This is a genomic window from Burkholderia sp. 572, assembly GCF_040545135.1.
Taxonomy (GTDB): domain Bacteria; phylum Pseudomonadota; class Gammaproteobacteria; order Burkholderiales; family Burkholderiaceae; genus Burkholderia; species Burkholderia cepacia.
The window spans coordinates 122,941-147,894 of the sequence record NZ_JBEPLH010000009.1; the positions used below are offsets into that span (position 1 = coordinate 122,941).

20 protein-coding genes and 1 pseudogene are annotated in these 24,954 nt (G+C 66.8%); 10 read left to right on the top strand and 11 right to left on the bottom strand.

Annotation, left to right across the window (positions count from 1 at the left end):
- Positions 1–329 precede the first annotated feature (329 nt).
- Entirely contained in the window at positions 330–824 is a 495-nt protein-coding gene (locus ABIC51_RS18615; protein ID WP_027789509.1) for a hypothetical protein, read from the top strand.
- Between the two features lie 25 nt (positions 825–849).
- On the opposite strand, the gene ABIC51_RS18620 is transcribed toward ABIC51_RS18615, so the two are convergent.
- The 7 genes from ABIC51_RS18620 to ABIC51_RS18650 form a co-directional block, all read right to left on the bottom strand.
- A complete protein-coding gene (locus ABIC51_RS18620) occupies positions 850–1,356 on the bottom strand; it encodes a hypothetical protein (RefSeq protein ID WP_146254720.1) in 507 nt (168 codons plus the stop codon).
- Between the two features lie 131 nt (positions 1,357–1,487).
- Positions 1,488–2,909: a sigma-54 dependent transcriptional regulator gene (locus ABIC51_RS18625; RefSeq protein WP_134257623.1), complete on the bottom strand. Its 1,422-nt coding sequence runs from the start codon at positions 2,907–2,909 to the stop codon at positions 1,488–1,490.
- Positions 2,910–3,019: 110 nt separating this feature from the next.
- Positions 3,020–3,604 carry a hypothetical protein gene (locus ABIC51_RS18630; protein WP_027789512.1) on the bottom strand — a complete coding sequence of 195 codons (585 nt, stop codon included), beginning with the start codon at positions 3,602–3,604 and terminating at the stop codon, positions 3,020–3,022.
- A gap of 154 nt (positions 3,605–3,758) precedes the next feature.
- Positions 3,759–5,435: a chemotaxis protein CheA gene (locus ABIC51_RS18635; RefSeq protein ID WP_354006581.1), complete on the bottom strand. Its 1,677-nt coding sequence runs from the start codon at positions 5,433–5,435 to the stop codon at positions 3,759–3,761.
- 44 nt (positions 5,436–5,479) lie between these two features.
- Entirely contained in the window at positions 5,480–5,761 is a 282-nt protein-coding gene (locus tag ABIC51_RS18640) for a hypothetical protein (protein ID WP_011354481.1), read from the bottom strand.
- A 75-nt stretch (positions 5,762–5,836) separates the two neighbouring features.
- On the bottom strand, positions 5,837–6,427 hold the full coding sequence (locus ABIC51_RS18645; RefSeq protein WP_034195965.1) for a hypothetical protein: 591 nt from the start codon (positions 6,425–6,427) through the stop codon (positions 5,837–5,839).
- 111 nt (positions 6,428–6,538) lie between these two features.
- On the bottom strand, positions 6,539–6,865 hold the full coding sequence (locus ABIC51_RS18650) for a hypothetical protein (RefSeq protein ID WP_027789515.1): 327 nt from the start codon (positions 6,863–6,865) through the stop codon (positions 6,539–6,541).
- 1,743 nt (positions 6,866–8,608) lie between these two features.
- On the opposite strand from ABIC51_RS18650, the gene ABIC51_RS18655 reads away from it, so the two are divergent.
- The 5 genes from ABIC51_RS18655 to ABIC51_RS18675 are packed head-to-tail and all read left to right on the top strand — an operon-like array spanning position 8,609 to position 15,071.
- Positions 8,609–8,962, top strand: coding sequence for a hypothetical protein (locus ABIC51_RS18655; protein ID WP_027789516.1), 354 nt, complete (start codon positions 8,609–8,611; stop codon positions 8,960–8,962).
- Complete coding sequence (locus ABIC51_RS18660) at positions 8,955–9,962, top strand: UDP-glucuronic acid decarboxylase family protein (RefSeq protein WP_027789517.1); 1,008 nt, start codon at positions 8,955–8,957, stop codon at positions 9,960–9,962. The genes ABIC51_RS18655 and ABIC51_RS18660 overlap by 8 nt, the downstream gene beginning before the upstream one ends.
- Positions 9,959–10,948, top strand: a complete 990-nt coding sequence (gene galE / locus ABIC51_RS18665) for a UDP-glucose 4-epimerase GalE (protein WP_354006582.1) — start codon at positions 9,959–9,961, stop codon at positions 10,946–10,948. Before ABIC51_RS18660 ends, galE begins: the two co-directional genes overlap by 4 nt.
- 35 nt (positions 10,949–10,983) lie before the next feature.
- Entirely contained in the window at positions 10,984–12,387 is a 1,404-nt protein-coding gene (locus ABIC51_RS18670; protein WP_124817318.1) for a UDP-glucose dehydrogenase family protein, read from the top strand.
- A gap of 26 nt (positions 12,388–12,413) precedes the next feature.
- Positions 12,414–15,071 carry a glycosyltransferase gene (locus ABIC51_RS18675; RefSeq protein WP_226128015.1) on the top strand — a complete coding sequence of 886 codons (2,658 nt, stop codon included), beginning with the start codon at positions 12,414–12,416 and terminating at the stop codon, positions 15,069–15,071.
- Positions 15,072–15,108: 37 nt separating this feature from the next.
- On the opposite strand, the gene ABIC51_RS18680 is transcribed toward ABIC51_RS18675, so the two are convergent.
- On the bottom strand, positions 15,109–16,032 hold the full coding sequence (locus ABIC51_RS18680) for an AraC family transcriptional regulator (RefSeq protein WP_027789521.1): 924 nt from the start codon (positions 16,030–16,032) through the stop codon (positions 15,109–15,111).
- Between the two features lie 181 nt (positions 16,033–16,213).
- Between ABIC51_RS18680 and ABIC51_RS18685 the strand changes: the two genes are divergently transcribed.
- Together ABIC51_RS18685 and ABIC51_RS18690 are read left to right on the top strand one after the other, a co-directional pair.
- A complete protein-coding gene (locus ABIC51_RS18685) occupies positions 16,214–16,675 on the top strand; it encodes a (2Fe-2S)-binding protein (RefSeq protein ID WP_021162969.1) in 462 nt (153 codons plus the stop codon).
- A gap of 2 nt (positions 16,676–16,677) precedes the next feature.
- Positions 16,678–18,888, top strand: a complete 2,211-nt coding sequence (locus tag ABIC51_RS18690) for a xanthine dehydrogenase family protein molybdopterin-binding subunit (protein WP_175897627.1) — start codon at positions 16,678–16,680, stop codon at positions 18,886–18,888.
- A gap of 123 nt (positions 18,889–19,011) precedes the next feature.
- Here ABIC51_RS18690 and ABIC51_RS18695 read toward each other — a convergent pair whose 3' ends face one another.
- Positions 19,012–20,214: a Fic family protein gene (locus ABIC51_RS18695; RefSeq protein ID WP_146254727.1), complete on the bottom strand. Its 1,203-nt coding sequence runs from the start codon at positions 20,212–20,214 to the stop codon at positions 19,012–19,014.
- A 440-nt stretch (positions 20,215–20,654) separates the two neighbouring features.
- Here ABIC51_RS18695 and ABIC51_RS18700 point away from each other — a divergent pair, with 440 nt between their 5' ends.
- Positions 20,655–21,053 carry a winged helix-turn-helix domain-containing protein gene (locus ABIC51_RS18700; protein WP_027789523.1) on the top strand — a complete coding sequence of 133 codons (399 nt, stop codon included), beginning with the start codon at positions 20,655–20,657 and terminating at the stop codon, positions 21,051–21,053.
- Between the two features lie 496 nt (positions 21,054–21,549).
- A pseudogene (locus tag ABIC51_RS18705) lies at positions 21,550–21,741 on the top strand (lytic transglycosylase); the annotation flags it as partial.
- 19 nt (positions 21,742–21,760) lie between these two features.
- On the opposite strand, the gene asnB reads toward ABIC51_RS18705, so the two are convergent.
- Positions 21,761–23,728: an asparagine synthase (glutamine-hydrolyzing) gene (gene asnB / locus ABIC51_RS18710; RefSeq protein WP_175897628.1), complete on the bottom strand. Its 1,968-nt coding sequence runs from the start codon at positions 23,726–23,728 to the stop codon at positions 21,761–21,763.
- Between the two features lie 277 nt (positions 23,729–24,005).
- Complete coding sequence (locus ABIC51_RS18715) at positions 24,006–24,839, bottom strand: helix-turn-helix transcriptional regulator (RefSeq protein WP_059698639.1); 834 nt, start codon at positions 24,837–24,839, stop codon at positions 24,006–24,008.
- Positions 24,840–24,954 lie beyond the last annotated feature (115 nt).

Genomic DNA, 24,954 nt, shown 5'->3' on the forward strand with positions numbered 1-24,954 from the left:
GTTCAGGCTATTTTTAGCCTGCACACCGATTCTATGAAGCCGCACGCGGACGGGATATCGGACGGTAACGGGATTGGTCGTCAGGGACGTAATACGAGTTTGATATTTGCGCCGGTTCGAGCGGCCGTCCCGGAGCGGCCGGCACCTCGGAACATCGGCCGGATGGCCGGCGTGGCGGGCCACACGGGCCATCCGGCCGGCCAGCAGGTAAAATCGACGCCTTTGCATGCCGCGCCGGGCCGCCGGCGGCGAGCGACGCGCCGATGCCGGCCGCGCGCCACCGCCCCGTGCCCGCGCCCGTACTCCGGTGGCCCCGCCCCGCTTTCCTCATGACCGAATCCGACCTGCAATCCGACGACACCTCCATCCACGAAGACGGCCTCTGGCGCGACAACGGCTGGACGGCCCGCATCATCAAGAACGAAGACGACGACGGCTGGGCCGTCGAAATGATCAAGGACGGCGAGTCCGAGCCCGCGCTCGTCGGGCCGTGGACCATGGGCCGCGACAAGAAGAACCCCAAGCCGATGGACGCGAACGCGTTCCGCACGCTCGTGAAGACCGCGAGCGAGGTGCTGATGCGCCACGAGCAGCAGCGGCGCGCGATGCTGCACAAGGAAGTGACGGTTCAGGGCGAGGACGGCCAGGATGTGTCGGTGACGCTCGACATCGTGCCGGACGAATTCGAGCCGTACGCGCAGCTCAAGGCATTCGATCCGTATGGCGAGCTGCTGGCCGAAGCCAAGGTGTCGGCCGGTTTCAAGCTCAACAAGGCCGGTGCCGAGCGCTGGGTCGCCTCGGGCTTCGAGCGGCCGGCCTCCTGATCGCGCGGCACGCCGCGCCGCACGCTCAGGCGCCGGCGCCCTGCCGCGCGCGCTGCAGCCGGCGCGCCGCCAGCTTGCGCCGCACGAGCTGCTCGAACTGCCGCGTCGCGACCTGCGGATCGCGCGCGGCCAGCCCGAGCGCGTTGCGCGCGAGCTGGATCGGCGTCAGCACGAGGCCCCACGGCAGCCCCCACCAGCCGAACGCGGCCGACGCCAGCAACGCGACCGCCTGCTTCCTGCGGCCGCAACGCCGGCAGCATACGTGGCGCCGTGTCGCCCAGCGCGTGACGAACAGCAGCGACACGACGCGATGCGACGCATGGACATCGACCGGCCGGTCGTCGCGACGGCAGATCGGGCACGGCCCGTAACGCCAGTCGTGTACGTACTCCCAGACCTTTGCGTCGGGCACCCGCTCCGCCTCGACGACGATCGAATGCGCCCGGGCGCACGCCGGACGGCAATAGCGGCGGCCGTCGATCGACCGCCCGCCGACCAGGAACGTCCTGCCGCAGTGACTGCACTCTGCCACGGTAACCTCGGATAAGCGTGATGCGCCGCATGCCGGCCGCGCGCGCATCGCCGCGCGGCGGTCCGGACGGGCCGTTTCATGTCTTAACGGCCGACGTCGCGCGGTCTTGAGCGGCTGCGCGCCGCGGCGCGTCAGCCGTGCAGCCCGTGCGCGGTCATCAGCCGATACAGCGTCGCGCGCGAGATGCCCAGCTCGGCCGCCACATCGGCATGCTGGTGGCGGTGGCGCATCAGCGTTTCCTCGATCGCGCGCCGCTCGGCGCGCCGGCGCGTTTCGGCGAGCGTCGGCGGCTGCCGCGACGTGTACTGGTGCAGCTCGAGATCGGCGGCCGAGATCATCGGGCCGTTCGTCATCACGACCGCGAGCCGGATCCGGTTGATCAGCTCGCGCACGTTGCCCGGCCACGGATAGTTGTGGATCGCTTCGACCGCGCTCGGCATGAAGCCGCGAATCCGTTGCGCATTGTCGCCGCGATAGCGCCGCAGCACATGGTCGGCGAGCAGCATGATGTCGCGGCCGCGCACGCGCAGCGGCGGTTCGTCGATGCGCAGCACGCACAGGCGGTAGTACAGGTCGGCACGGAACCGCCCCGCCTGCATCGCGGCCTCGAGATCGACGTGGGTCGCCGACACGATCCGCACGTCCACCGGAATCGACGCGTGCCCGCCGAGGCGCTCGATCGTGCCTTCCTGCAGGAAACGCAGCAGGCTCGCCTGGCTCTCGAACGGCATGTCGCCGATTTCATCGAGAAACAGCGTACCGCCGTGCGCCGCCTCGATACGGCCGATCTTGCGCTGGTGCGCGCCCGTGAACGCGCCGCGCTCGTGGCCGAACAGTTCGGCCTGCAGCAGCGTCGACGGAATGGCCGCGCAGTTCACGGCGACGAACGGCGCGTCGGCGCGCGACGACTGCTGGTGAATCGCCGCCGCCGTCAGCTCCTTGCCGGTGCCGGACTCACCGGCGATGAAAACGGTCGCCTCCGTATTCGCGACCTTGCGGATCGTCGCGAACAGCCGGCGCATCGCGTCGCACGAGCCGATCATCGTGCCGCCGGGGGGCGCCGCATCGGCGTCCGGGCTGCCGTCCGCGAGCCTCAGCATCCCGTACGCGTGGCCGACCAGATAGCCGATCGTCGTGTACGCAGTCGCGTTGCGCACGTAATCGAAACAGCAGTGGCGAATCAGGCGCGCGATGGAAATATCCCGCAGCCGCTCGTCGTCGGCGAACGCGAGCCAGCCGACGCGCGGGTCGCGCAGCAGCGCCTCGAACGACGTGACGTCGGGCGACGCGAAGCTGCCGAAATCGACGATGCCCGCATGCAGACGGTTCGCCCTGACGAGATTCAGTGCGTCCGCAACGGTTTTCGCGCGCCACACGTCCCAGCCGCGCGACGCGAGACAATCGACGAGCGCGGTGTCGTGCTGCTGCGACAGGTAGACGAGCGGCCGCGACGGCACGACATGGTTGCGCCGGACGGCAATGAACGGCGCCGTCCCCGCATCGCGTTCGAGATCCTGCGGGCCCGACACCCTGATCTGGCAGCAATGGTTCACGATGGCCTCGTCGCTTGGGTTGGTTGTCGAAACGGCCGTTGCCGGATCGCGTGGAGCGGGGCACCGTGGTCCCGCGACACGGCGCCGGGCCGTTCTCGGATTGACGTTCGTTATCGGCAGAAAACGACGCGCTGCGTGTAGATCTGCGGCTCGACGACCGGCTTCGCGGCACCGTTGAGGTCGTCACGATAGGCCCGGTAGGTCTTGCCGTTCACCGTCACTTCCGTCGCACGGGCCGTCTCGATCGAGCTGAGCCCGTTGCGCTGCCAGCCGCTCACCTGGTCCGCCGCCGTCACGCTCGCATCGCCTGCGATCTTCTGCGTGATCGCGCTGCCGTCGCTCCATGGCTGCGTCTGCATGTCCTCGGCATGCTGCATCGCGCCGACCGTCTTGCCGGTCGGCGTCGGCCCCCTCTGCGCCTCGAACGGCGCGCCACGGCCGTACACCGGCGATTGCCACGACGGCGCGTGACCCTCCTCCGGCATCATGTAGATCATCTGCGGATCGCCGATCATCATCATCGGCGCGCACGCCGTGTTGTCGGCGCGACCGAGCGTCGTCAGCGCCTGCGCGACGCTCGCGGCGTTTGCCGCCGTCTGCTCGCCCAGGATCACGAAGACCGCCGGGTTCTGAAATACCGCCTGTGCTGCGGCTTGTGCGCTGTACAACAACAGAGCGACCAAAAAGATCCTCATGATTGAGGCCTCCTTGCATCCTCGTCAGGCAAAAAGAGGTGTTGACCTCGGGGATGGGACCAACACCCGTCAAACAGGAAACGACCGTCGGGCATCGGGTCCGGACGGTTCCCGTGCGCCACCATTCCGGCGCACGGGAGCCAGACCCGCGTGCTTACGACGACGTGCTCGTCGAGATGACGGCCGGAGCCGGCAAGACCGGTACAGCCGGGGCGGCCTGCTGGTCGACCGGAGCCGCCGGCAATCCTTGCGCCGGATCGGACAACGCCGGCATCTCGGCGGGCTGCGCGGCTGCCTGGTCCGGCACCTTCGCATCGGCTGCCGGCATGTCGGCAGGCGCTGCGGCCGCGGCGGCTGCAGGCTGCGCGGGTTCCGGTGCGGGCGCTTCCGCGGCGACCGGAGCCGGTTCGGCGGCCTTCGCATCGGCTGCCGGTGCGGGCATCGCGGCCTCGGCTGCGGGCGCCGCGACGACGGCAGCGGCCGGCGTCGTGTCCGCAGCCGGCGCGGCAGCGGCCTGCGCTGCGTTGTCGGTCGCGGCCGGCATCGGCTCCGGTGCCTTGTCGGCGACGGGCTGCACAGGCTCGGGGGCCTTGTCGGCGATTGCCGGTGCGGGTTCGGGCGCCTTGTCGGCAACCGCCGGCGCGGGCTCCGGTGCCTTGTCGGCGACCGCCGGCGCGGGCTCCGGTGCCTTGTCGGCGACGGGCTGCACGGGTTCGGGGGCCTTCGTGTCGGCGACTGGCGCGGCAGGTACCGGCGATGCCTTTTCCGCAACGGCCGGCGCGGCGAGCACGGCGGCAGCCGGCACGGCGGCGATCGCGGCCGCCGGTACGACCGAGGCTGCGGGTGCGGCCGCGACAGCGGGTGCGGCAGCCACCGCAGGCGCTGCGGCGACGGCCGGTGCCGCGGCTGCAATGGCGGGTTTGGCAACGGCAGGGGCTACGGCAGCAACAGCCGGTGCGGCAACGGCCGGCGCGGCGGCAACCGGCGCGATCGACGGCACGGGCACGGGTACCGGCACCGACACGGGCGCCGCCTGCACCGAGGTCGTCGCCACCGGGCGGACCTGCGCCGGTGCCGGCGCGGCTGCGCCCAGCGGCGGCAAGCCCATGCGGTCACGCACGATCGGATCGCGATACTTCACGTCGTCGGCGACCGTCGCTTCCACGCTCGGCGCCACGTTCGAACGTGCGAGCGGCGTCGTCGTGCCCGGGCACAGATGCCCGGTCGCTTCCACCGCACGCCGGTTCGCGTCGCTCTGGCAGAGCAGCGCGAGCGCCACGTCGGTCAGGCCCATCGCACGGAATTCACGCGCATCGAGACGCCGCACGCAGGCCTGGTCGACCAGCGTCGTGCCGCCCGTCGCGCCGAACCCCGGGAACGACACGCCGACGCTCACCGATCCCATGCAGGTATCGGACAGCGTGGTCGTGAGGCCCGGCGCCTGGATCGCGGGGTTCGTCTTGATCGTCTGCGTGCCGGAGTAGTTGACGTTTTCCGACGACTGGGTGTTGTACGGGTTGGTGCCGGGCGCGCCGGATGACTGCAGCGACTGCGGCGTCACGTTCGTGCCGCCGCTCGTGCTGGACGGCATCGTCACGTTCACGTTCACGCTCGAATTGCCGCTGCTGCGAACCCCGCTGGAGCTGGTGGCGTTGCCGCCGCGCGAGCTCGTGGTGTTCGTGTTCATGCTCGAGCCGCCGCCCTGGCTGACTGCCGTCGACGACGTCGACGACTGCGCGCTCGAAGTCGAATCGGCGGTTTGCGCTTGGGCGCCGATCGTGGTCATCGCGAACATCGCAGCGCATGCCACCTTGATCCTGTTGCTGTTCATTTCACTCTCCGGACGAGGTTTTACCTCCCACCCAGGCAACCGTACTAATTCCCCTGATTCCCTTCAGCTTTGCCTGCTTCCCCGAACTGCTTCCAGCCGTTGCCCAGCTGGGACCACGAGCCGGCCGACATGCCCTGCCACTGCTGAGCGTCTGGTCCGCCGATGGCACTGCCCGAAGAAAGCGTTTGTTGTTCTGACGGTTTGGTTGTCTGGTCAGGGTTGTTTGACGTCTGCAAATTCGATTGCACGTCGTTGGCAATACGGTCAGCGCCATACGCCGTCAGAGACGCGAGCATCAGAGCGGCGGCAATCAGTTTCTGCTTCATGCCAACTCCTTACGTGACAACAATGTGGGCAAAAGAGACCAGCGTCGCTGGGAAACTGGTCCCCCCCACACCTGACTAATGACTGCTTCCGGTCGCACTTGAACTGGCGTTGCTTCCGCCCGATGCGGACGGCGAGCCGGCCGAACCGGTACTCCACACGGTCGACGAGTTGTAGTGATTCGAACCCGTGATCGCGCCTGACCCAGCACTGCCGGTCAGCCCAGCGGCACCCGCGTTGGCATTGCCCTGGTCGTTCGCGCTGCTGGCCGTGTAGTGGTTTGCGCCCAGCACGATCGTGGCACTCACCCCTCCCGACAGCGCATTCGCGTTCTCGTTCGTTTTGCTGTTTCCACCGTACGAGCCTGCGGCACCGATACCGCCGCCTGCCGCGAACGCGCCCCCGTTCGTGCCCGAACCGCTGGCCGTCGAGGTCGTGTTGTGGAAGGCGGATGCCGTGCCGGCGGAACCAGCGGGTGTCACCGTACTGCCCGCGTTCGCGCCCGCCGTCGAAGTCGAATTGCTGGTATAGCTGCCAGAGCCGACCAGAACCGAACCGGAAACACCCGCCGCAACGGACTGTGTCTGGTTGGTCGTGGAGGAACCCGCTGCCAATGCAGCCGACGATATGACGGTGAGCGCTGTCGCGAAAATGACTTTGGCTTTCATAGCAATTCCTTGCTGTGAGTAAGTTCGGCGGTGGCGGAGCCGGGTCTACCCCCATCGAGCGGAACCCGGCATCCGTACCGCCAGCCAATGACGAACGCTACGCGTCGCGGCTTAATAGTGGTGAACCGTCCAGCCGATCGAGCCGGCATTCGCGCCGCTGGTGCCACCTGCCTGTGCGCCACCGAAGCCGAAACCGCTAACCGACGACGATTGCGTGTGGTTCGTGTACGAGACCGAACCGCTGCCCGGGCCACCGGCAAGTGCGCCGGCTGCACCGAGTGCCGAGCCGGAATCGGTCGCGGTGAAATGGCCGAAGCCGGCAACGCCTGCCATCGTCGAACCGCCGCTCGACGAGCTGCTGCTCGACACCGTGCCGCTACCTGCGAACGCTGCACCCGAAACCGCCAGAACTGCTGCTGCAATCAGAAGCTTCTTCATGGTCGACTCCAAAACGGCGTGGACGGAGTGAGTCAGGAAGATCGCACGCCATCAACCTTCCTGACTTGAGCAATCCTCGAAATTAAGGATCACTATCAAATTAAGAAATCATGCTGCCTTTTCAATTTCTGTTTTTTGCGAATTTGGCCAGACGAAGCTTAGTCTCGTGTTTTTTGGTTATCCAAATTTTTTTGGTAGGTGTTTTCTATTATTTTTATGAACATTGGATTTATTAAAAAAACACAATCGGCCTGACAAGCCGGAAAGATGCAGACACATTTCCGACCCGCGATATTCGATACCCCGCCGGTCGGCGTGCCGGCACGCGGCACTCCATTCCGGAATCGAAAATTCGCGAATACATTAACCACCGCAAATGCAGCGACGTTGAAAAATACACCTTTTATTCAGGCGACAACGGGCCTGCATTGCAGCCAGGTGGCATGTCGTCTCCCTGAGCTGTCGACGAAAGGTCTTCCGGATAATCCGGCCGACGGTCGTTCGATCTAATCCGGCCGGCGCCGGCATGGGCCAGGCGCGATCGAAGCGGCCCTGCACGGCCGAAGACGAATCGGCATCACGCTGTCCGGCACGAACAGCCTGATCCATCCCGATGAACCGAATGAAAGTGAGTGTCGCTGTCGCCCGACTGCCGTGCGGCGCGACAACCGCGCCAGCACGCGAAGCGCGCGGCGGGCAAGAAACCGGGACAGCGCAACCCGCGATGCTGGCACAGCGTCGCGAGCGTCACCCCGGCCTTTCCGACTACCCCACTGATGCGCAAAGTACGCGCCGATCAACCTACAGCTTATGGTCTTCATCGCCGTTTCCCCGACTGCATATTGACGAGTTGGCCGCCCCACCTGTTCGTTGCTTCGTGTCGACCGCCCGCCGGTGCGTCCAGTACCGCAAGCAGCGTGCCACTCGTTATTCCACCGGAGATTGCACACGGCAAACGGCCGCCACGGCTGCCTGCATCGCCAGGAACGACATTTTTTGTTTCAGGAATGTATCGTAATGGCGGTTCGACACCTCCGGCGCTTGTCGGGCGCCGCGACGCAACTGCCGGATTTGACGGACGAATCCGGCTCGCAGGCGTGCGCCGGGTGGTCAGATGAACGAGTGTTTCAAACTTGAGAAGCGCATGGCCGCGCAGGGCCGGCGGAGCCGGCATTTCGGCTTGCGAACCGCCGGTCGACGCGCGTACGGCCCCTGCCGTGCCATCACAAACGAGAATCGATTCGCCCGGCACAATGCCCGGAGAGCCCGGTACATCAGCCTCCTGCATGCCGTCGGCACGCGTTTCTCCGGATGACCGAAACGAATTTGATTCATTCGTGAAAATACCGACAGGATCACGCTCTACTCAAGCGTCGAAATAACCGTAAAAATTAAAACTTTCGCACCGGCGTAATAATTAAAACAAATGAAAACACGCGGCCTCGCCCGGACGCCACACAACATTTTTTCACTTTCATTCCATAGCCTTTCAATCACCCGATCTCCAGATGGGCTGCACGTTCGAGAAACGTTTTAGTCCTTTATCCGCTCATTTCTCATTGATGAAACATTCCCGCTCAACACCTTCTTGACGAATCGAATCCCGCAAAAGCCTGATTTATCTCGTGTTTCGTCGTATCGAATCGCATCGATCCGGCAATCGGCCTGCGGGCTTTTCTGGCCCCACGATTCACGCATGAAACAGAAGCGCGCATATCACGCTGCAATCTCGCCGCCGCGCCCGTGCGCATCGTGTCGACATCGTTCATGGCATGCCGATTGCCTGATATCCGACTCTCACCGAGCGGCACGCCGTGGCACAAGATCACGAACGGCGGCCTGCTCGTCAATCAGCGTATCGGGGAAAAGGCGATGAAGATCACCACCGATCGATCGACGCTCGCGTCGTTCAAGCATCAACGGGGTAGTCAGCGAAACCGGAGCGCCTGTCGCGGCGCTTCGTCGACATCCGCACATGCGAACCGGCGCTTGCCGAAGCGACACCCGTGCAGCGGGATGGAACGCGTGCGCGCCGCCGTCGAACTGATCGACGTGTGGTTCCCCGAGCTGAACGACGAAGGTGAAAGCCATGAATGACAGGGTCACGCTCGAGACGCGCGCCGGGCAGCGTGTCCTCGTCACCGGCGGCGCCGGCTTTCTCGGCAGCTATGTATGCGAGCGCCTGGTCATGGAAGGCGCATCCGTCACGTGCATCGACAGCCTGCTGACGGGACGCAAGCTCAACGTCGCCGATCTGAAGGCGTCCGGCCGCTTCGAGTTCGTGAAGGGCGACGTCTCGCTCGGCCTGCCGCAACTGCAGGTGAACGAGATCTGGAATCTCGCGTGCGCGGCATCGCCGCCCACCTACCAGATCGATCCCGTCCACACGATGATGACGAACGTGCTCGGCATGCACCACTGCCTCGCGCTCGCGCGCAAGACGGGCGCGCGCGTGTTCCAGGCGTCGACCAGCGAGATTTACGGCGACCCGGCCGTGCATCCGCAGACGGAAACCTATCGCGGCAACGTGAACACGATCGGCCCGCGCGCGTGCTACGACGAAGGCAAGCGCGCGGCCGAGGCGCTGTGCTACGACTACTACCGCATGCACGGCATCGACGTGCGCGTCGCGCGCATCTTCAACACCTACGGCCCGCGGATGTCGCCGCGCGACGGCCGCGTCGTGTCGAACTTCATCGTCGGCGCGCTCAACGGCGCGCCGCTCGAAATCTACGGCGACGGCATGCAGACACGCTCGTTCTGCTTCGCGACCGATCTCGTCGACGGCTTCTTCTGCCTGATGAGTGCCGAGCGCAACATCGGCACGCCGGTCAACATCGGCAACCCCGGCGAATTCACGATGCTCGAACTCGCGGAGAAAGTGCTCGCGATGACGGGCTCGAAATCGGAGATCCTGTTCCGGCCGCTGCCGATCGACGATCCGCACCAGCGCAGGCCCGACATCTCGATCGCGGCGGCCGAGCTCGGCTGGCGGCCGGCCGTCGATCTCGACGAAGGGCTGCGCCGGACCGTCGACTATTTCAGCCGGGAACTGTGGCTCGAACCGGTGCTGCGCATGACCGGGGCCACGGCATGAAGGTGCTCGTGACAGGCGGAGCGGGCTATATCGGCAGCCATACCTGCAAGGCGCTCGCGGCAGCGGGACACGAGCCGGTCGCCTACGACAATCTGTCGACCGGCCATCGCGACGCCGTTCGGTGGGGGCCGCTCGTCGCGGCCGACATTCTCGATCGCGACGCGCTGTCGAAGGCATTCGCCGTGCATCGGCCCGACGTCGTGATCCATTTCGCCGCGCTCGCCTACGTCGGCGAATCGGTGCTCGCGCCCGAGCGCTATTACACGGTCAACGTCACGGGCACCTGCATGCTGCTGAGCGCGATGCGCGCGGCCGGCGTCGGACGGATCGTGATGTCGTCGTCATGCGCGACGTACGGCATTCCGGACGTGCTGCCGATCTCGGAACGCACGCCGCTGCGGCCGATCAATCCGTACGGCTTCACCAAGTACGCGATGGAACGGATGGCCGCCGATTTCGAGCGCGCGTACGGAACCAGGTGGGTCGCGCTGCGCTACTTCAACGCGGCAGGCGCGGACCCTGACGGCATGATCGGCGAATGCCACGAACCGGAAACGCACGCGCTGCCGCTCGCGATCCGCGCGGCACTCGGCACGGGCGACGCGTTCCAGGTGATGGGCACCGACTACCCGACGCCCGACGGCTCGGCGATTCGCGACTACGTGCACGTGAGCGACCTCGCCGACGCGCACCTGCAGGCGACCGCCTATCTGTGCGGCGGCGGCCACAGCGTCGCATTGAATCTCGGCACCGGCAAAGGGACGTCGGTGCTCGACGCGCTGCGCGCCGTCGAAGCCGTGACGGGCCGCCGCGTGCCGACGGTGACGGCCGCGCGCCGCCCGGGCGACCCGCCCGAGCTGTACGCCGACGCCACGAAAGCCGCGCTCGTGCTCGGCTGGCGGCCGCGTTTCACCGCGATCGAACCGATGGTCGAACACGCCGCGGCCTGGTTTCAGAAAGCACTGCAAGTCGAATCCGGCAAGTGAGCAAGTTTCCTTGAACGCCACCCAGGGGAATCACCATGAATGTGCGGATCGCCATCGTTGGCACCGGTTACGTCGGGCTGGTGAGCGGCGCGTGCTTTGCGGATCTCGGGCATGACGTCGTCTGCATCGACAACAATCGCGGCAAGATCGACGCGCTGAACGAAGGCCGCATCCCGATCTACGAACCGGGCCTCGACGCACTCGTCGCACGCAACGTCGAACGCGGCACGCTGCGCTTCAGCAGCGACCTCGCGGCGAGCGTGCGCGATCGCGACGCGGTATTCATCGCGGTCGGCACGCCGACGCTGCCGGGCACCGACCAGGCAGACCTGCAGTACGTCGAGGCAGCCGCGCGCGAGATCGCGTCGAACCTGACCGGTTTCGCGGTCGTCGTCACGAAGTCGACGGTGCCGGTCGGCACCAACCGGGTCGTCAAGCAGATCGTCGAACGCCACGCGCCGGCAGGCGTCGACGCGGCGATCGCATCGAATCCGGAATTCCTGCGCGAAGGCTCGGCGATCGACGATTTCATGCATCCGGACCGCGTCGTGTTCGGCGCCGAGCATCCGCGCGCGATCGAGATCATGAAGGCCATCTACGCGCCCCTCGAAGCGACGGGCCACCTCGTGCTCGCGACCGAGATCGAAACGGCCGAACTCGTGAAATACGCGGCGAATGCGTTCCTCGCGGTGAAGATCAGCTACATCAACGAGATCTCGGACCTGTGCGAAGCGGTCGGCGCCGATGTCGAACTGGTCGCGAACGGAATGGGCCTCGACCGCCGCATCGGCGCATCGTTCCTGAAAGCCGGCCCCGGCTGGGGCGGCTCGTGCTTTCCGAAGGACACGCGCGCGCTGAAGGCGACGGCCTCCGAACACGCGGTGCCGCTGCGCATCGTCAGCGCGGCGATCGAATCGAACGCGCTGCGCAAGGAGCAGATCCTGCGCCGCATCGAGAAGGCCTGCGGCGGCTCGATCAAGGACAAGCGCATCGCGGTGCTCGGCCTCACGTTCAAAGGCCAGACCGACGACGTGCGCGAAAGCCCGAGCATCGACGTGATCCAGTTGCTCGTCGGCGCGGGCGCGCATATCCGCGCATACGACCCGGCGCGTCCGCACGAAGCGTCGCGGCTGCTGCCGCAGGTATTCATGGAGGGCTCCGCGATCGACGCGGTGCGCAGCGCGGACGCCGTCGTCGTGATGACCGAATGGAAGGCGTTCGAGGCACTCGATCTCGCCGACCTCGCGGATCACATGGCCGACCCCGTGATGCTCGACATGCGCAACCTGTTCAGCGAACGGCTGGCCGTCGACAGCGGCTTTCGCCGCTACGAACGCGTGGGCCGCTCGTGCGGCGAGCGCACGCCGGCGGCCCCGGCACCGGAACAACAGCACGCCAGCGAGGACACCCGGCCGCAACGCGGCCTGCTTCAAGACTGATGATCCGACCTTGACGGGAGAGCACCATGAAGAAGCTGGTTGCGTCGCTTGCGGGCGGCTCCGTGCCGGATACCGCCGATACCGCCGAACCCGACACCGAAGCCGTTCGCACCGAATCGCAGCAGGCAGACGTCCCGCTCGTCGTCCCGTTGATGGACAGCGGGACCAGAATCGTCTTCCACATCCTCGCGCTGTGCTGGTTCGTCGCGCTGGGCATCTTCTGGCGCTGGTGGCTGCGCGACGAGCACTACGTCGACGCATTCCGCTTCGGCGTCAACTGCTTCGTGCTGTTCTGGACCACCTTCATTCCGGGCTACTTCATCTTCATCATCCGCTCGGCGGTCGTGCCGAACCCCGCGCTGCCGGTGCCGCGCGACTGGCGCGTCGCGATGGTCGTCACCAAGGCGCCGTCGGAGCCGTTCGACATCGTCCGCACGACGCTGCTCGCGATGCTCGACCAGACCTACCCGCACGATACGTGGCTCGCCGATGAGGACCCGTCGCCCGAGACGCTCGACTGGTGCCGCGAGCACGGCGTATTCGTGTCGACGCGGCGCGGCATCGCCGCATACCACCGCGCGAGCTGGCCGCGCCGCACCAAATGCAAGGAAGGCAATCTCGCGTACTTCTACGACATGGTCGGCTACGACAACTACGATTTCGTGTCGCAGCTCGACGCCGACCACGTGCCGACCCGCACCTATCTCGAGGAGATGCTGCGGCCGTTCGTCGATCCGAACGTGGGCTACGTGTCGGCACCGAGCATCTGCGACAGCAACGCGGCCGGGAGCTGGAGCGCGCGCGGGCGCGTGAACGTCGAGGGGCCGCTGCACGGCACGATGCAGGCCGGTTATGCGGGCGGCCTCGCGCCGCTGTGCATCGGCTCGCACTATGCGGTGCGCTGCCGTGCGCTGCGCGAGATCGGCGGGCTCGGGCCCGAGCTCGCCGAGGATCACTCGACCACGATGATCTTCAATTCGAAGGGCTGGCGCGGCATGCACGCGCTGAACGCGATCGCGAACGGCGAAGGGCCGCGCACGTTCGGCGACCTCGCCACGCAGGAGTTCCAGTGGTCCAAGAGCGTGATGATCATCATGCTGCGCTACACGCGCCATTACTTCATGGGGCTGCCGCTGAAGCTGAAGGCGCAGTTCCTGTTCTGCCAGCTGTGGTACCCGCTGTGCGCGCTCGCGATGGCCGGCGGCGTCGTGATTCCGGTCGTCGCGCTGCTCACCGGCCGCGTGTGGGCGCACGTCGACTACCTCACGTACCTCACCTACGCGCTGCCGCTGGCCGTGCTGCTCCTGTGCGTCGTGACGTGGGCCACGCATTCGACCCAGTCGTGCCGCCCGCTGAATACGAAGCTGCTGTCGTGGGAAGGGCTGTCGTTCGTGTTCGCGCGCTGGCCGTGGGTCGTGCTCGGCTGCGCGTCGGCGGTGTTCGACTTCGTGCGCGGCAAGGAATTTCCGTTCAAGGTCACGCCGAAGGGCGGCACGATCGAACAGGACGCGCCGCTGCGCGTGGTCGCGCCGTACCTGCTGATCTCGCTGTTCTGCAGCCTGCCCGTCGTCACGGTCGAGAATCCGCGCAATGCCGCGGGCTTCTATCTGTTCTCGATGCTGACGAGCATCCTGTATCTCGTGATCGCGGCCGTCGTCGCGGTGAATCACGGCAGGGAGCAAGGGCTCGAATGGTCGGCGTTCCGGCAGATGTTCTTCAGCCGCCTGCCCGTGCGCAACGCGCTGTTCGTGTTCGCGCTCGCGATGCTGCTCGCGGGCATCGGGCTGCGCGCGCCGAAAGGCTGGCAGGCGATGATGTGGCGCTCGGGCCTGCCGGCCGTGGTCGCGCCCGCGCCGGGCGAACCGGTGAAGCAGCCCGAACTCGGCGCATACGATCCAGACAACACGCTCGCGGCCGACCGGAATCTCGCGTTCGACCATGTGTTCGTGTCATGGAACGCGCCCGACATCCGCGCGGAAATCGATGCAGCCTACCGGAGCGCCCAGGCACGGAACCGCTCGCTGATGCTGACCGTCGAGCCCTGGGCGGCGGGCGACACGCGCCCAGGCGCACTGCTCGCGGATATCGCGCTCGGGCGCTACGACACGCGGATCGCGGCCACCTGCTCGGCGCTCGCCGCGTTGAAGGGCCCCGTGTTCGTGCGCTGGGGCCACGAGATGGAGGCCGACACCGGGCGCTACCCGTGGGCCATCGGCGATGCGCCGGCCTACGTGGAGGCGTACCGGCGCGTCGTGACCACGTGCCGCGCGATGACCGACCAGCTCCGCTACGTGTGGTCGCCGGCCGGCAACCGGAACCTCGACGACTATTTTCCGGGCCGCGGTTATGTGGACGCCGTCGGCCTGTCCGTGTTCGACTGCCCGCGCTGCGCGATCTGGCCGGCCGGCGGCCATGCGTCCGCCGCGAGCATCCTGCGGACCAAATACGAGCGGGTGACCGATTACGGGCTGCCGGTGATGATCACGGAGCTCGGCGTCGACGGGTCCGGTTCGCGCAAGCGCGAGGCACTCGACGAACTCCAGCGGTCGCTGTGGCGCTATCCGCTGCTGAAGGCGGTCGTGTATTTCAACGCGGTCGATACGCCGGGCGCGTGGCCGGCGCATTACGTGCCGGACTGGCGGATCGCGCCGACGTTCCTGCAGACGACGGTGGTCGCCCGATGAAATGACCGGCGACCGGCCGCGCGCCGGCTGCCGGCCGTCAGCCGAGCAGTTCCTTCTTCCGCAGTTGCACGACGTCGCGCATCGGCGGCGCGCCGAACAGCCGGCTGTATTCGCGGCTGAACTGCGACGCGCTTTCGTAGCCGACGACGGCCGCCACCGACCCGACATCGCCGCCCTGCCGCAGCAACAGCCGCCGCGCCTCGTGTAGCCGCAGCTGCTTCTGGTACTGCAGCGGGCTCAGCGTCGTCACGTGCTTGAAATGGTGGTGCAGCGACGACACGCTCATGTTGACCGCCTGCGCGAGCGACTCGACGCGCATCGGCTCCGCGAAGTGATCGCGGAGCCATTCGATCGCGCGCGCGATCCGGTGCGTCTGGCTGCCCGCGATCGCCATGTGCCGCAGCCGCGTGCCCTGCCCGCTCGTCATCAGCCGGTACAGCAGTTCCTTTTCGATCAGCGGCGCGACGACCGGAATGTCGGCCGGCGTATCGAGCAGCCGCGTCAGGCGCAGCGCGGCATCGAGCAGCGGCGGCGTGAGCTCGGCGAGCGCGATCCCCTCGCCTTCGGGGCCCGCGTCGGGTTCGGGCAGCCGCATCTCGGCCGCGAGCTCGACGATGCGCTGCGGATCGAGCGTCAGCGACAGGCACAGGTAAGGCGCTTCCGGCGACGCGTGCGTCACGCGCGACAGGATCGGCAAGTCGATCGATGTAATCAGGCAATTCTGCGTGTCGTACTCGTAAGCCTGGCCGGCGACGATCACGCGCTTCGCGCCCTGCGCGGCGATCACGAGCGCGGCCCGCGACACGCCGCAGCCGAGATCGACCGGACGCGAGTGCCGGTGCAGCATCAGGCCCGGCACGGCCGTCGAATGCGAGCCGTCCGCCGGCGCGAAACGGCCGATCAGCGTCGCCAGCTCGCGCCGCCCGGATTCGCGCGACGTCACGATATCGGTCATGTCCATGACACTTCCTCGATAGATTTCCTCATGTCGCGGGAGCATAGCGAAACCGCCCGGAGCCTGCCGGGGATTTGCAGGATTGTTCAATAAATTTGCAGGATTGGGTAGACGCAAAAGCCGGTGCCTCGCGCACACTGCCCGCTAACCGGGCGCATGCCGGGTTTTCCCCACGGAGACAATCAAAATGCCTACCTCCTTTGTCCTGAACGGCAAGAACGTCACGCTCGACGCCGATCCGTCGATGCCCGTCCTCTGGGCGATTCGCGAACACGCGGGACTGACCGGCACGAAGTTCGGCTGCGGCATGGCGCAGTGCGGCGCGTGCACCGTGCATCTCGAAGGCCAGGCCGTCCGCTCGTGCGTGCTGCCGCTCGCCGGTATCGCGGGCAAGCACATCACGACGATCGAAGGACTGCAGAGCAAGCCCGCGCAGGCCGTGCAGGCCGCCTGGGTCAAGCTGCAGGTGCCGCAGTGCGGCTACTGCCAGTCCGGCCAGATCATGTCGGCCACCGCGCTGCTCGAACAGAACCCGAAGCCGACCGACGCGGACATCGACGCCGCGATGAACGGCAACCTGTGCCGCTGTGCGACCTACGCCCGCATCCGGGCGGCGATCCACGACGCGGCCGCGACGCTGGGAGCCTGACCATGACGATCGAACTCGACAACACCGGGTCGGTGCGTCCGTCGCGCCGCACGTTCCTGAAGGCCGCGGGTGCCGCGGCCGCCGTCAGCCTGACCATCGGCTTCGAATGGACCGGCCTCGGCCGCCGCGCGCTGGCCGCGACCGCGCCCGCCGCGGACTTCGCGCCGAATGCGTTCCTGCGCATCACGCCCGACGGCGCCGTCACGGTCATCGCGAAGCACGTCGAAATGGGCCAGGGCGCGTATACGGGCATCGCGACGATCGTCGCCGAGGAGCTCGACGCCGACTGGTCGACCGTGCGCGTCGAAAGCGCGCCGGCCGATGCGAAACGCTACGCGAACCTCGCGTTCGGCACGATGCAGGGCACGGGCGGCAGCTCGGCGATGGCGAACTCGTGGCAGCAACTGCGCGAAGCGGGCGGCAAGGCCCGTGCGATGCTGGTGTCGGCCGCAGCGGCCCGCTGGAAGGTTCCGGCCGGCGAGCTGACGACCGCCAACGGCGTCGTCACGCACGCGAAGAGCGGCAAGAAGGCCGCGTACGGCACGCTCGTCGCCGATGCGTCGAAGCTGCCGGTGCCGGACAAGGTCGTGCTGAAGCAGCCGGCCGATTTCAAGCTGATCGGCCAGCGGATTCCGCGCGTCGACGCGTCGCCGAAATCGAACGGCACTGCGCATTTCACGCTCGACACGACCTTCCCCGGCATGCGGGTCGCGCTGCTGCAGCGCCCGCCGCGCTTCGGCGCCACGGTGAAATCGTTCGACGCGACGGCCGCCAAGGCCGTGCCGGGTGTCGTGTCGGTCGTGCAGGTGCCGGGCGGCGTCGCGGTCGTCGGAACCGGCTTCTGGGCCGCGAAACAGGGTCGCGACGCGCTGAAGGTCGAATGGGACGAAGCGCACGCCGAAAAGCGCAGCTCGGACGAGATCATGCGCGAATACCGGCAGCTCGCCGACAAGCCGGGCACGTCGGCACGCAAGGACGGCGATGCCGATGCGGCGATCTCGGGCGCCGCGCGCAAGATCGGCGCGACGTACGAATTCCCGTATCTCGCGCACGCGCCGATGGAGCCGCTCGACGCGGTCGTCAAGCTGACGGCGGACAGCTGCGAAATCTGGGCCGGCGACCAGTTCCAGACGGTCGACCAGGCCAACGCGGCCAGGACGGCCGGCCTGAAGCCCGAACAGGTGCAGATCCACACGCTGTACGCGGGCGGCAGCTTCGGCCGGCGCGCGAACGCGTGGTCCGACTACGTGGTCGAGGCCGTGTCGATCGCGAAGGCGCTCGGCGCTGACGGCAAGCCCGTCAAGCTGCAATGGACGCGCGAGGACGACATCCAGGGCGGCTTCTACCGGCCGATGTACTTCCACAAGCTCGACGCGGGGCTGACCGCGGACGGCAAGCTGGTCGGCTGGCGCCACCGGATCGTCGGCCAGTCGATTCTCGCCGGCACGCCGTTCGAAGCGTTCATGGTCAAGAACGGCATCGACGCCACCTCGGTCGAGGGCGCGGCGAACCTGCCGTACGCGGTGCCGAACGTGTCGGTCGAGCTCACCACCACCAAGGTGGGCCTGCCCGTGCTGTGGTGGCGCGTGGTCGGCAGCTCGCACACCGCGTATGCCGTCGAGGCGTTCATCGACGAAGCCGCGCACACGGCGGGCAAGGATCCGTACGCATTCCGCCGCGACCTGCTCGCGAAGGAGCCGCGCATGCGCGCGGTGCTGGACCTGGCCGCGCAGAAGGCCGGCTGGGATCCGGCCAAGCCGCTGCCGAAGGGCCGCGGGCGCGGGATCGCCGTCGCCGAGGCGTTCAAGAGCTATGTCGCGCAGGTGGCCGAGGTGTCGGTCGACGCGGACGGCAAGGTGAAGGTCGAGCGCGTGGTGTGCGCGGTCGATTGCGGGATCGCGATCAATCCCGACATCGTCGCCGCGCAGATGGAGGGCGGCATCGGCTTCGGGCTCGGCGCGGTGATGCACAGCGCGATCACGCTGAAGGACGGCCAGGTCGAACAGCGCAACTTCGACGGCTACCACGTGCTGCGCATCGCGGAGATGCCGAAGGTCGAGGTGCATATCGTGCCGTCGGCCGAAGCGCCGACCGGGGTCGGTGAGCCGGGCGTCGCGCCGGTCGGGCCCGCGGTCGCGAACGCGATCTTCGCGGCAACGGGCAAGCGGCATTACGTGCTGCCGTTCGATTCGGCGGATAGCGCGAAGGCTTGACGGCGGGGCGACACGCCGGCCGCGGGGCGGAGACGCCCTGCGGCCGGCGTTTTCAATGCATCGCGGGAATGTCGTGCCGGTTCGAGCCGACGCCGCCCGACCTCGCGCGGCCCGTCGGCCCTCTTACTCCTGCTCGACTTCCGGCCAAAGCCTCGGAAACAGAAACCGGAGGCTGCTCAGCGGCAATCCGAACGAAAGTTCACCGCGATGCGAAGGCGAAGTCAGCAGACCGTAATCCAGCAGCGATCGAACGATCCTGCGCGCCAATACGTCGCTCACACCCAGCATCTGCGCAAATTCCGCGCGCGTGACGGTTCGGCGCAGCGCGACGAACTCCATCGCGAGCGCCGCGGCTTCCGCTTTGATAACGGATTTTTCCGAGCGGATCGTCCACGAATTGGCCTCCAGAAATCTCAGCAAATCCAGCAGCCTTCCCGTCACCCCGTCGAACTGGGTCATATGCACCATAAACCCGACCTGGTCCTGACAGCAGTCGAGAAAAAAACGCGCAAACCTGACCAGTCCTTCCTGGGATAGATTGCCCCGGCCGTCCAGATCGTTGCGCCGTGTCTGATCGGCTTCGCTCAGCCTGGCGTAATACTGCTCCTGCTCTCGCGCCAGCCCTCGAAGCGGCGACCAGAGACCGTGGGTCAAATCGGCCGCGCGCAATCCGAGATGCGAATGCAAGCGGGCGACGCGACCGTTGCCGTCCATGAACGGGTGCACCCACGCGAGACGATGATGCGAACAGGCGATGCCGATCAGTTGGTATTCCTTGGCGCGAATGCGGGCATAACGGGTCGCCCAGGCCTGAAGCAACGGTTCGATCATTTCGGGTTCCGGCGCCAGATGACGCCCCACCGTCACATCCGATCGACGAAATTCGCCCGGGACGACGATATCCCCGTCGCCGGTCAATCGTTCATCGTCATGCAGGCAGGAAAAGAAGCGATCGTGAATGGTCGCGATTCGCGCCGGTTCGAACAGCGCGGCGACCGGAAGCGCTCGCCACTCCTCCTCGAGCGCCGTTTCCGTCGCGATATGCGCCACCGCGAAGCGCTGCTTCCGGCGTTCGACGATATCGGTCGAATAATCCCGATGCAGCGCCGCCTCGATCTTGGCCGGCGTGGTGTGCTGGCCTTCGATCTTGTTCGTGTAGTACGAATTCATCGCGCGGAGTTGCGGCACGAGCGCAGTCGCCAGCGGGGTATCGCGTACGGCAAGCAACTGCTGCGACGAATCGACGAGTTCGGCGGCCTGCTCAAGCAGCGGATCGAGTACGCGATCTTCGGGAAACAACGGCTCAAAGGTGGCGACGGTCGTCATGCTTCCGTGTAGGGTTTCATGTAGGGTTTGATGTCGGTAATTATAGTCACTTATGCTACTGATTTATAATGATTTTTCATTGATCCATGTAGGGTTCCATGTAGGGTTCCATGTAGGGTTCCATGTAGGGTTCCATGTAGGGTTCCAATCCCCTGCTGCCGATCCGATCACGCGCATGTTGCCCCTGCGGCTCCCCCCGCGTTACGTCAGACGTAACGCCCGTAACGTCAGCCGCCGATGCTACGTAACAATCCTTCACCTTTGCTCGGACCCTTTCCCTACCCGCGGCACGCCACTCCTTAAAAATTCTTTTAAATTCAAGGCCACAGCGCCGTCCGCTCGGGTGCCGCCCCCTGTCGTGACATGACGATCCCTTCCCTGGCCCGGAAGTTGCAGCACAGGACCCGCAAACACTCCTTTATGGACATGCGAGGGCCACCATGGATTGCAAATACCTGTACATCGACAACATAAAAATCAACTTCGTGCGCCGCACGATCGAAATCGACAACAAGATCGTCGACGTCACGCCGCGTGAATTCGACGTCGTCGAATTCCTGCTCGACAACATGAACAAGATCGTGCCGCGGCAGGCAATCCAGGAAGCCGTGTGGGGCCGTGAACTCGGTGTGTCGTCGCGCACGCTCGACACCCATATCTCGCGTATCCGCTCGAAGCTGCAACTCGATCACGACAAGAACCTGCGGATCATTCCGATCTATGCGGTCGGCTATCGCCTGGTGCTGTTCGGTGCGGCGATGACGCACGTCGAGCGCCACGAAGCCGCGCCGATCCTGCGCGCGGCACCGCAAGCCGTGATGGCCGCCGACTACGCCTGACGATTTACCCGCGAGCCGCATGCATGCGGCTCGCCTGCGAGCTCCCCCCACCGCGCTGCGCCGATCCGCAGCGCTTCGCGGCACGCCCGTCGGGCGCGGCCCGCACGCCGCCCGGCCCGCCAGCCAGTCGCGACCCGACCGCCGCCTCCGGGCGGCGGTCGCTTTTGGACGCCGGCGGCCGCACGACATCACGCTTCATCGCGGCCACTCGGGCCGCCGCCGATGCCCGCGACTACGGAATCCGGCGTGACACGCGACCATCGCCGTCCCTACAATCGACCCGGTAGCCGCGCGCCCTCCGCGCCGCCGGCCCGGAACGAACGGAACGATCATGAAGATGCGCGATTCGCGAACCGCCGTCGCCTGCCATTGCGCGTTGGCCGCGCTGGTCGCACTCGTGTGCACCGCGCCGCCCGTTGCGCACGCGGCAAACGACACCACGCTTCACATCGCGTCGATGACGCCGGGCGATCCCGATGACGGCAGCGCCGGTCGCGACACGCCGCCCGCGCGCCAGCGACGGATGGATGCCGCTGCGACCACCCCGCCCGATCGCGTGCGCCGGCAAGCTTCGCCGGCGGCCTCCGCCGATCCGCCTTCGTGCCATGCGCGGCCCGTGATGACGATGTGTCGCGGCCTGCACTCGAACGACGCGAAGCGGCGCTGCATGCGCTGCCTCGATCAGTAACGACGCGCAGCGCGCCGCCTCATGCGGCGCGCTGCGCTTCCAGCCACGCCTGGAACATCAGCACCGTCCACAGCTGGTGCTGCCAGTTCATCCGGCCGGTCACGTGCTGCCGCCACAGACGTTCGACCGCGTCCGCATCGAAATAGCCTTCCTCGCGCAATCGCGACGGCCGCAGCAGCGCCTCGGCCCAGTCGCGCAGCGCGCCGCGCAGCCAGTGATCGACGGGCGCGCAGAAGCCCTGCTTCGGCCGGTCGATCAGCGCGGACGGCACGTAGCGGTCGAGCAGCCGGCGCAGCAGCGCCTTCGATTGCCCTTCCGGCAAGCGCACGTGCACCGGCACGCGCCACGCGAATTCGACGACGTGATGGTCGAGGAACGGCATGCGCGTTTCGAGGCTCACCGCCATCGCCGCGCGATCGACTTTCGCGAGGATGTCGGTCGGCAGGTACGTGAGCGTGTCGATCGCCATCGCCTGCTCGGCGAAGCTCAGGTGCGCGGGCCATGCGGATACGGTGTCGAGCGGCGTCGCCGGCTCCTGCCCCGACAGCGCGAGGCGCTCGGGATGATGCACCGACGACATCAGCAGCCGGTACAGCCCGATGCGGCTCTCGGCGGTCATCACATGGCCGAGCTTGTGCAGGCGATCGCCGATGCGCGCCGCCGATTCACGTGCATCCACGCCGCCCCACGCCCCCTGCGCGACGGCCGCAAGCTGATCCGCGTGATCGGGCCGCAACGCATGCAGCGCGGCGGCGATCCGCGCGCGCACGGCGCCCGGCACGCGATGCAGCTTGCGCCACAGGCGCGGCGTCAGGAAGTAGCGCGTGTAGCCGCCGAACAGCTCGTCGCCGCCGTCGCCGGACAGGCTCACCTTCACGTGCCGGCGCGTCAGCTCCGACACGAGAAAGGTCGGGATCTGCGATGCATCGGAAAACGGCTCGTCGTAGATCGACGGCAGCTTCGGCACGACGCCGAGCGCATGGTCGGCCGTGACGTAGAGCTCGGTATGGCGCGTGCCGAGATGGCGCGCGACGGCCTTCGCATAACCGGCCTCGTCGTAGCCGGCCTCATGGAAGCCGATCGTGAACGTATCGACCGGTGTCGACGATTGCGCCTGCATCAGCGCGACGATCGTCGATGAATCGATGCCGCCGGACAGGAACGCACCGAGCGGCACGTCGGCTTCCATCTGCCGCGCGACGGCCTGGCGCAGGACCACGTCGAGCTGGCCCACCGCGTCGTCGGCACTGCCCTCGAACGGCTCCGCGCGACCGTCCTCGATCACCTGTTCGAGCGTCCAGTACGCACGCAGGCGCGGCGTGTCGCGCGCATGCTCGAACTGGATATACGTGCCGGGCGGCAGCTTGTGGATGCCGCGATAGATCGTATGCGGCGCGGGCACGCTCGACTGGCGCAGGTACAGGCACAGCGCATCGCGATCGATCGCGCCGTCGAAGCCCGGATAGCCGCGCAGCGCCTTCAGTTCGGACGCGAACACGAGCGCGTCGCCGATCCGGCCGTAATAGAGCGGTTTTTCGCCGATCCGGTCACGCGCGAGCGTCAGCACCCGCGATGCCCGATTCCACAGCGCGAACGCAAACATGCCGGTCGCGCGCCGCAGCGTCGCGTCGACACCCCACGCGACGATCGCCGCGATCAGCACCTCGCTGTCGGAGTGGCCGCGCCACGCCGGTGCGCGCCCCGCGCGCTCGAGCTCCGCGCGCAGTTCGCGATGGTTGTAGATTTCGCCGTTGAAGACCATGACGTAGCGACCGCACGCGGATGCCATCGGCTGTCGGCCGTGTACCGACAGGTCGACGATCGCGAGCCGCCGGTGGCCGAGCGCGATGCCGGCCTCCGGGTCGACCCAGATCCCCTGCCCGTCCGGCCCGCGATGCGCAAGGCTCGCCGTCATGCGCGCGAGCGTGCCGCGCGCTGTCTCCTCATCGCAGGCGACGCTATTCAAAAAGCCGTCGATTCCGCACATTGATTTGTCTGCCCCTGTTGACCAGTTCCGTCACGCACGGCGCAACCTCGCGGCCCGCCATCCGGCGTGACGACCGGGCCATATTACGAAGAAATAAATCAGCAATAATTCATAGGTGAACTCGCCAATCACTCGAAAAAACCGCTGTCAAGCATCGTGTGCGCGGCACGCCGGCGCGCGCGGCCGCAGCAGCCCGTCGGGCCGGCCACGCACGGGCCGGCCCGACGGTCATCGATCGCGGGGTAAAAACGGGGACGAACGCGGCGGATGCGCGGGGTCAGGACGGCAGCCGGCGGGCCGCCAGGTAGGCGAGCTGCGCGCGGTTCTGCACGTTGAAGAGTTTTTCGAGCGAGCGGATATGGTGGCCGACCTTGTGCAGCGACGTGCGCAGCGCACTCGCGATCTCCTGGTCGGACAGACCGTGCACGAGGCGGTCGAGCACCTGTAGTTGCTCGTCGCCGAGCGCGAAGCCGCGCATGCGCGCGATGCGTGCCTCGAGGAACGGCAGCGCGACACGATGCACCGCGAGGCTGACCGACAGCGCGCCGCCGATCACGCGATCGTCGATCCATTCGGTGCCGTGCGTCTCCGACGTCACGTTCACCGCGACACGCAGGTCGAGGCGCGGCGCCGACAGGCCGAACAGTACGCCGCTGTTCATCGCGTGCGCACGCAGATGGCCGGCGAGCGCCAGCATCTTGCGGTCGCCGCTGCCCTGCGCGGCCGCCTCGATCTCGTCGAGCTGCCACGCGACCGGAAAGCCGCTCTGCCGCACCTGCGCGAACCGCGGGTCGCTCTCGTAGAGCATGCCCTCGAAAAACGGCTGCATGAACGTCGCGGGAGCGAGGTCGCGAAGCAGGTGCGCGCACAGGATGCGCCGCCCGATCATTTCGAAAGCGCCGTAACCGAGCGTACTGAAACCGATTTGCCGCAAGCGCGCATGGCACTGCGCGAAATCGACCAAAGCCGGGTCGGTTTTACCGAATTCGATTTGCGCGCCGGTAAAAACGTCGTTCCCGATTGCCTGATATTCATTCGAATAAGCCGCGGCCGTTGCGATATCGGCCTGCGAAAACCATTCGACGCGTGGTGCGCCGTCAGCGTATGTCATGAGGAGCCCGCCCTTTCCCAATATGTGAACCTGCGCCCCGTCACGATCTGGTCTTGTCTCGATGGATTTTCTGGTCTTCGTTATTTGCGTGCGAATAGGAATCTTCCGCCGCCAT

Bases quoted from the DNA above. Each gene is read 5' to 3' on its own strand.
- ABIC51_RS18615 (WP_027789509.1), top strand. From the start codon at position 330: ATGACCGAATCCGACCTGCAATCCGACGACACCTCCATCCACGAAGAC.
- ABIC51_RS18630 (WP_027789512.1), bottom strand. From the start codon at position 3,604: ATGAGGATCTTTTTGGTCGCTCTGTTGTTGTACAGCGCACAAGCCGCA.
- ABIC51_RS18635 (WP_354006581.1), bottom strand. From the start codon at position 5,435: ATGAACAGCAACAGGATCAAGGTGGCATGCGCTGCGATGTTCGCGATG.
- ABIC51_RS18640 (WP_011354481.1), bottom strand. From the start codon at position 5,761: ATGAAGCAGAAACTGATTGCCGCCGCTCTGATGCTCGCGTCTCTGACG.
- ABIC51_RS18645 (WP_034195965.1), bottom strand. From the start codon at position 6,427: ATGAAAGCCAAAGTCATTTTCGCGACAGCGCTCACCGTCATATCGTCG.
- ABIC51_RS18650 (WP_027789515.1), bottom strand. From the start codon at position 6,865: ATGAAGAAGCTTCTGATTGCAGCAGCAGTTCTGGCGGTTTCGGGTGCA.
- ABIC51_RS18660 (WP_027789517.1), top strand. From the start codon at position 8,955: ATGAATGACAGGGTCACGCTCGAGACGCGCGCCGGGCAGCGTGTCCTC.
- galE (WP_354006582.1), top strand. From the start codon at position 9,959: ATGAAGGTGCTCGTGACAGGCGGAGCGGGCTATATCGGCAGCCATACC.
- ABIC51_RS18670 (WP_124817318.1), top strand. From the start codon at position 10,984: ATGAATGTGCGGATCGCCATCGTTGGCACCGGTTACGTCGGGCTGGTG.
- ABIC51_RS18675 (WP_226128015.1), top strand. From the start codon at position 12,414: ATGAAGAAGCTGGTTGCGTCGCTTGCGGGCGGCTCCGTGCCGGATACC.
- ABIC51_RS18680 (WP_027789521.1), bottom strand. From the start codon at position 16,032: ATGGACATGACCGATATCGTGACGTCGCGCGAATCCGGGCGGCGCGAG.
- ABIC51_RS18685 (WP_021162969.1), top strand. From the start codon at position 16,214: ATGCCTACCTCCTTTGTCCTGAACGGCAAGAACGTCACGCTCGACGCC.
- ABIC51_RS18690 (WP_175897627.1), top strand. From the start codon at position 16,678: ATGACGATCGAACTCGACAACACCGGGTCGGTGCGTCCGTCGCGCCGC.
- ABIC51_RS18695 (WP_146254727.1), bottom strand. From the start codon at position 20,214: ATGACGACCGTCGCCACCTTTGAGCCGTTGTTTCCCGAAGATCGCGTA.
- ABIC51_RS18700 (WP_027789523.1), top strand. From the start codon at position 20,655: ATGGATTGCAAATACCTGTACATCGACAACATAAAAATCAACTTCGTG.
- asnB (WP_175897628.1), bottom strand. From the start codon at position 23,728: ATGTGCGGAATCGACGGCTTTTTGAATAGCGTCGCCTGCGATGAGGAG.
- ABIC51_RS18715 (WP_059698639.1), bottom strand. From the start codon at position 24,839: ATGACATACGCTGACGGCGCACCACGCGTCGAATGGTTTTCGCAGGCC.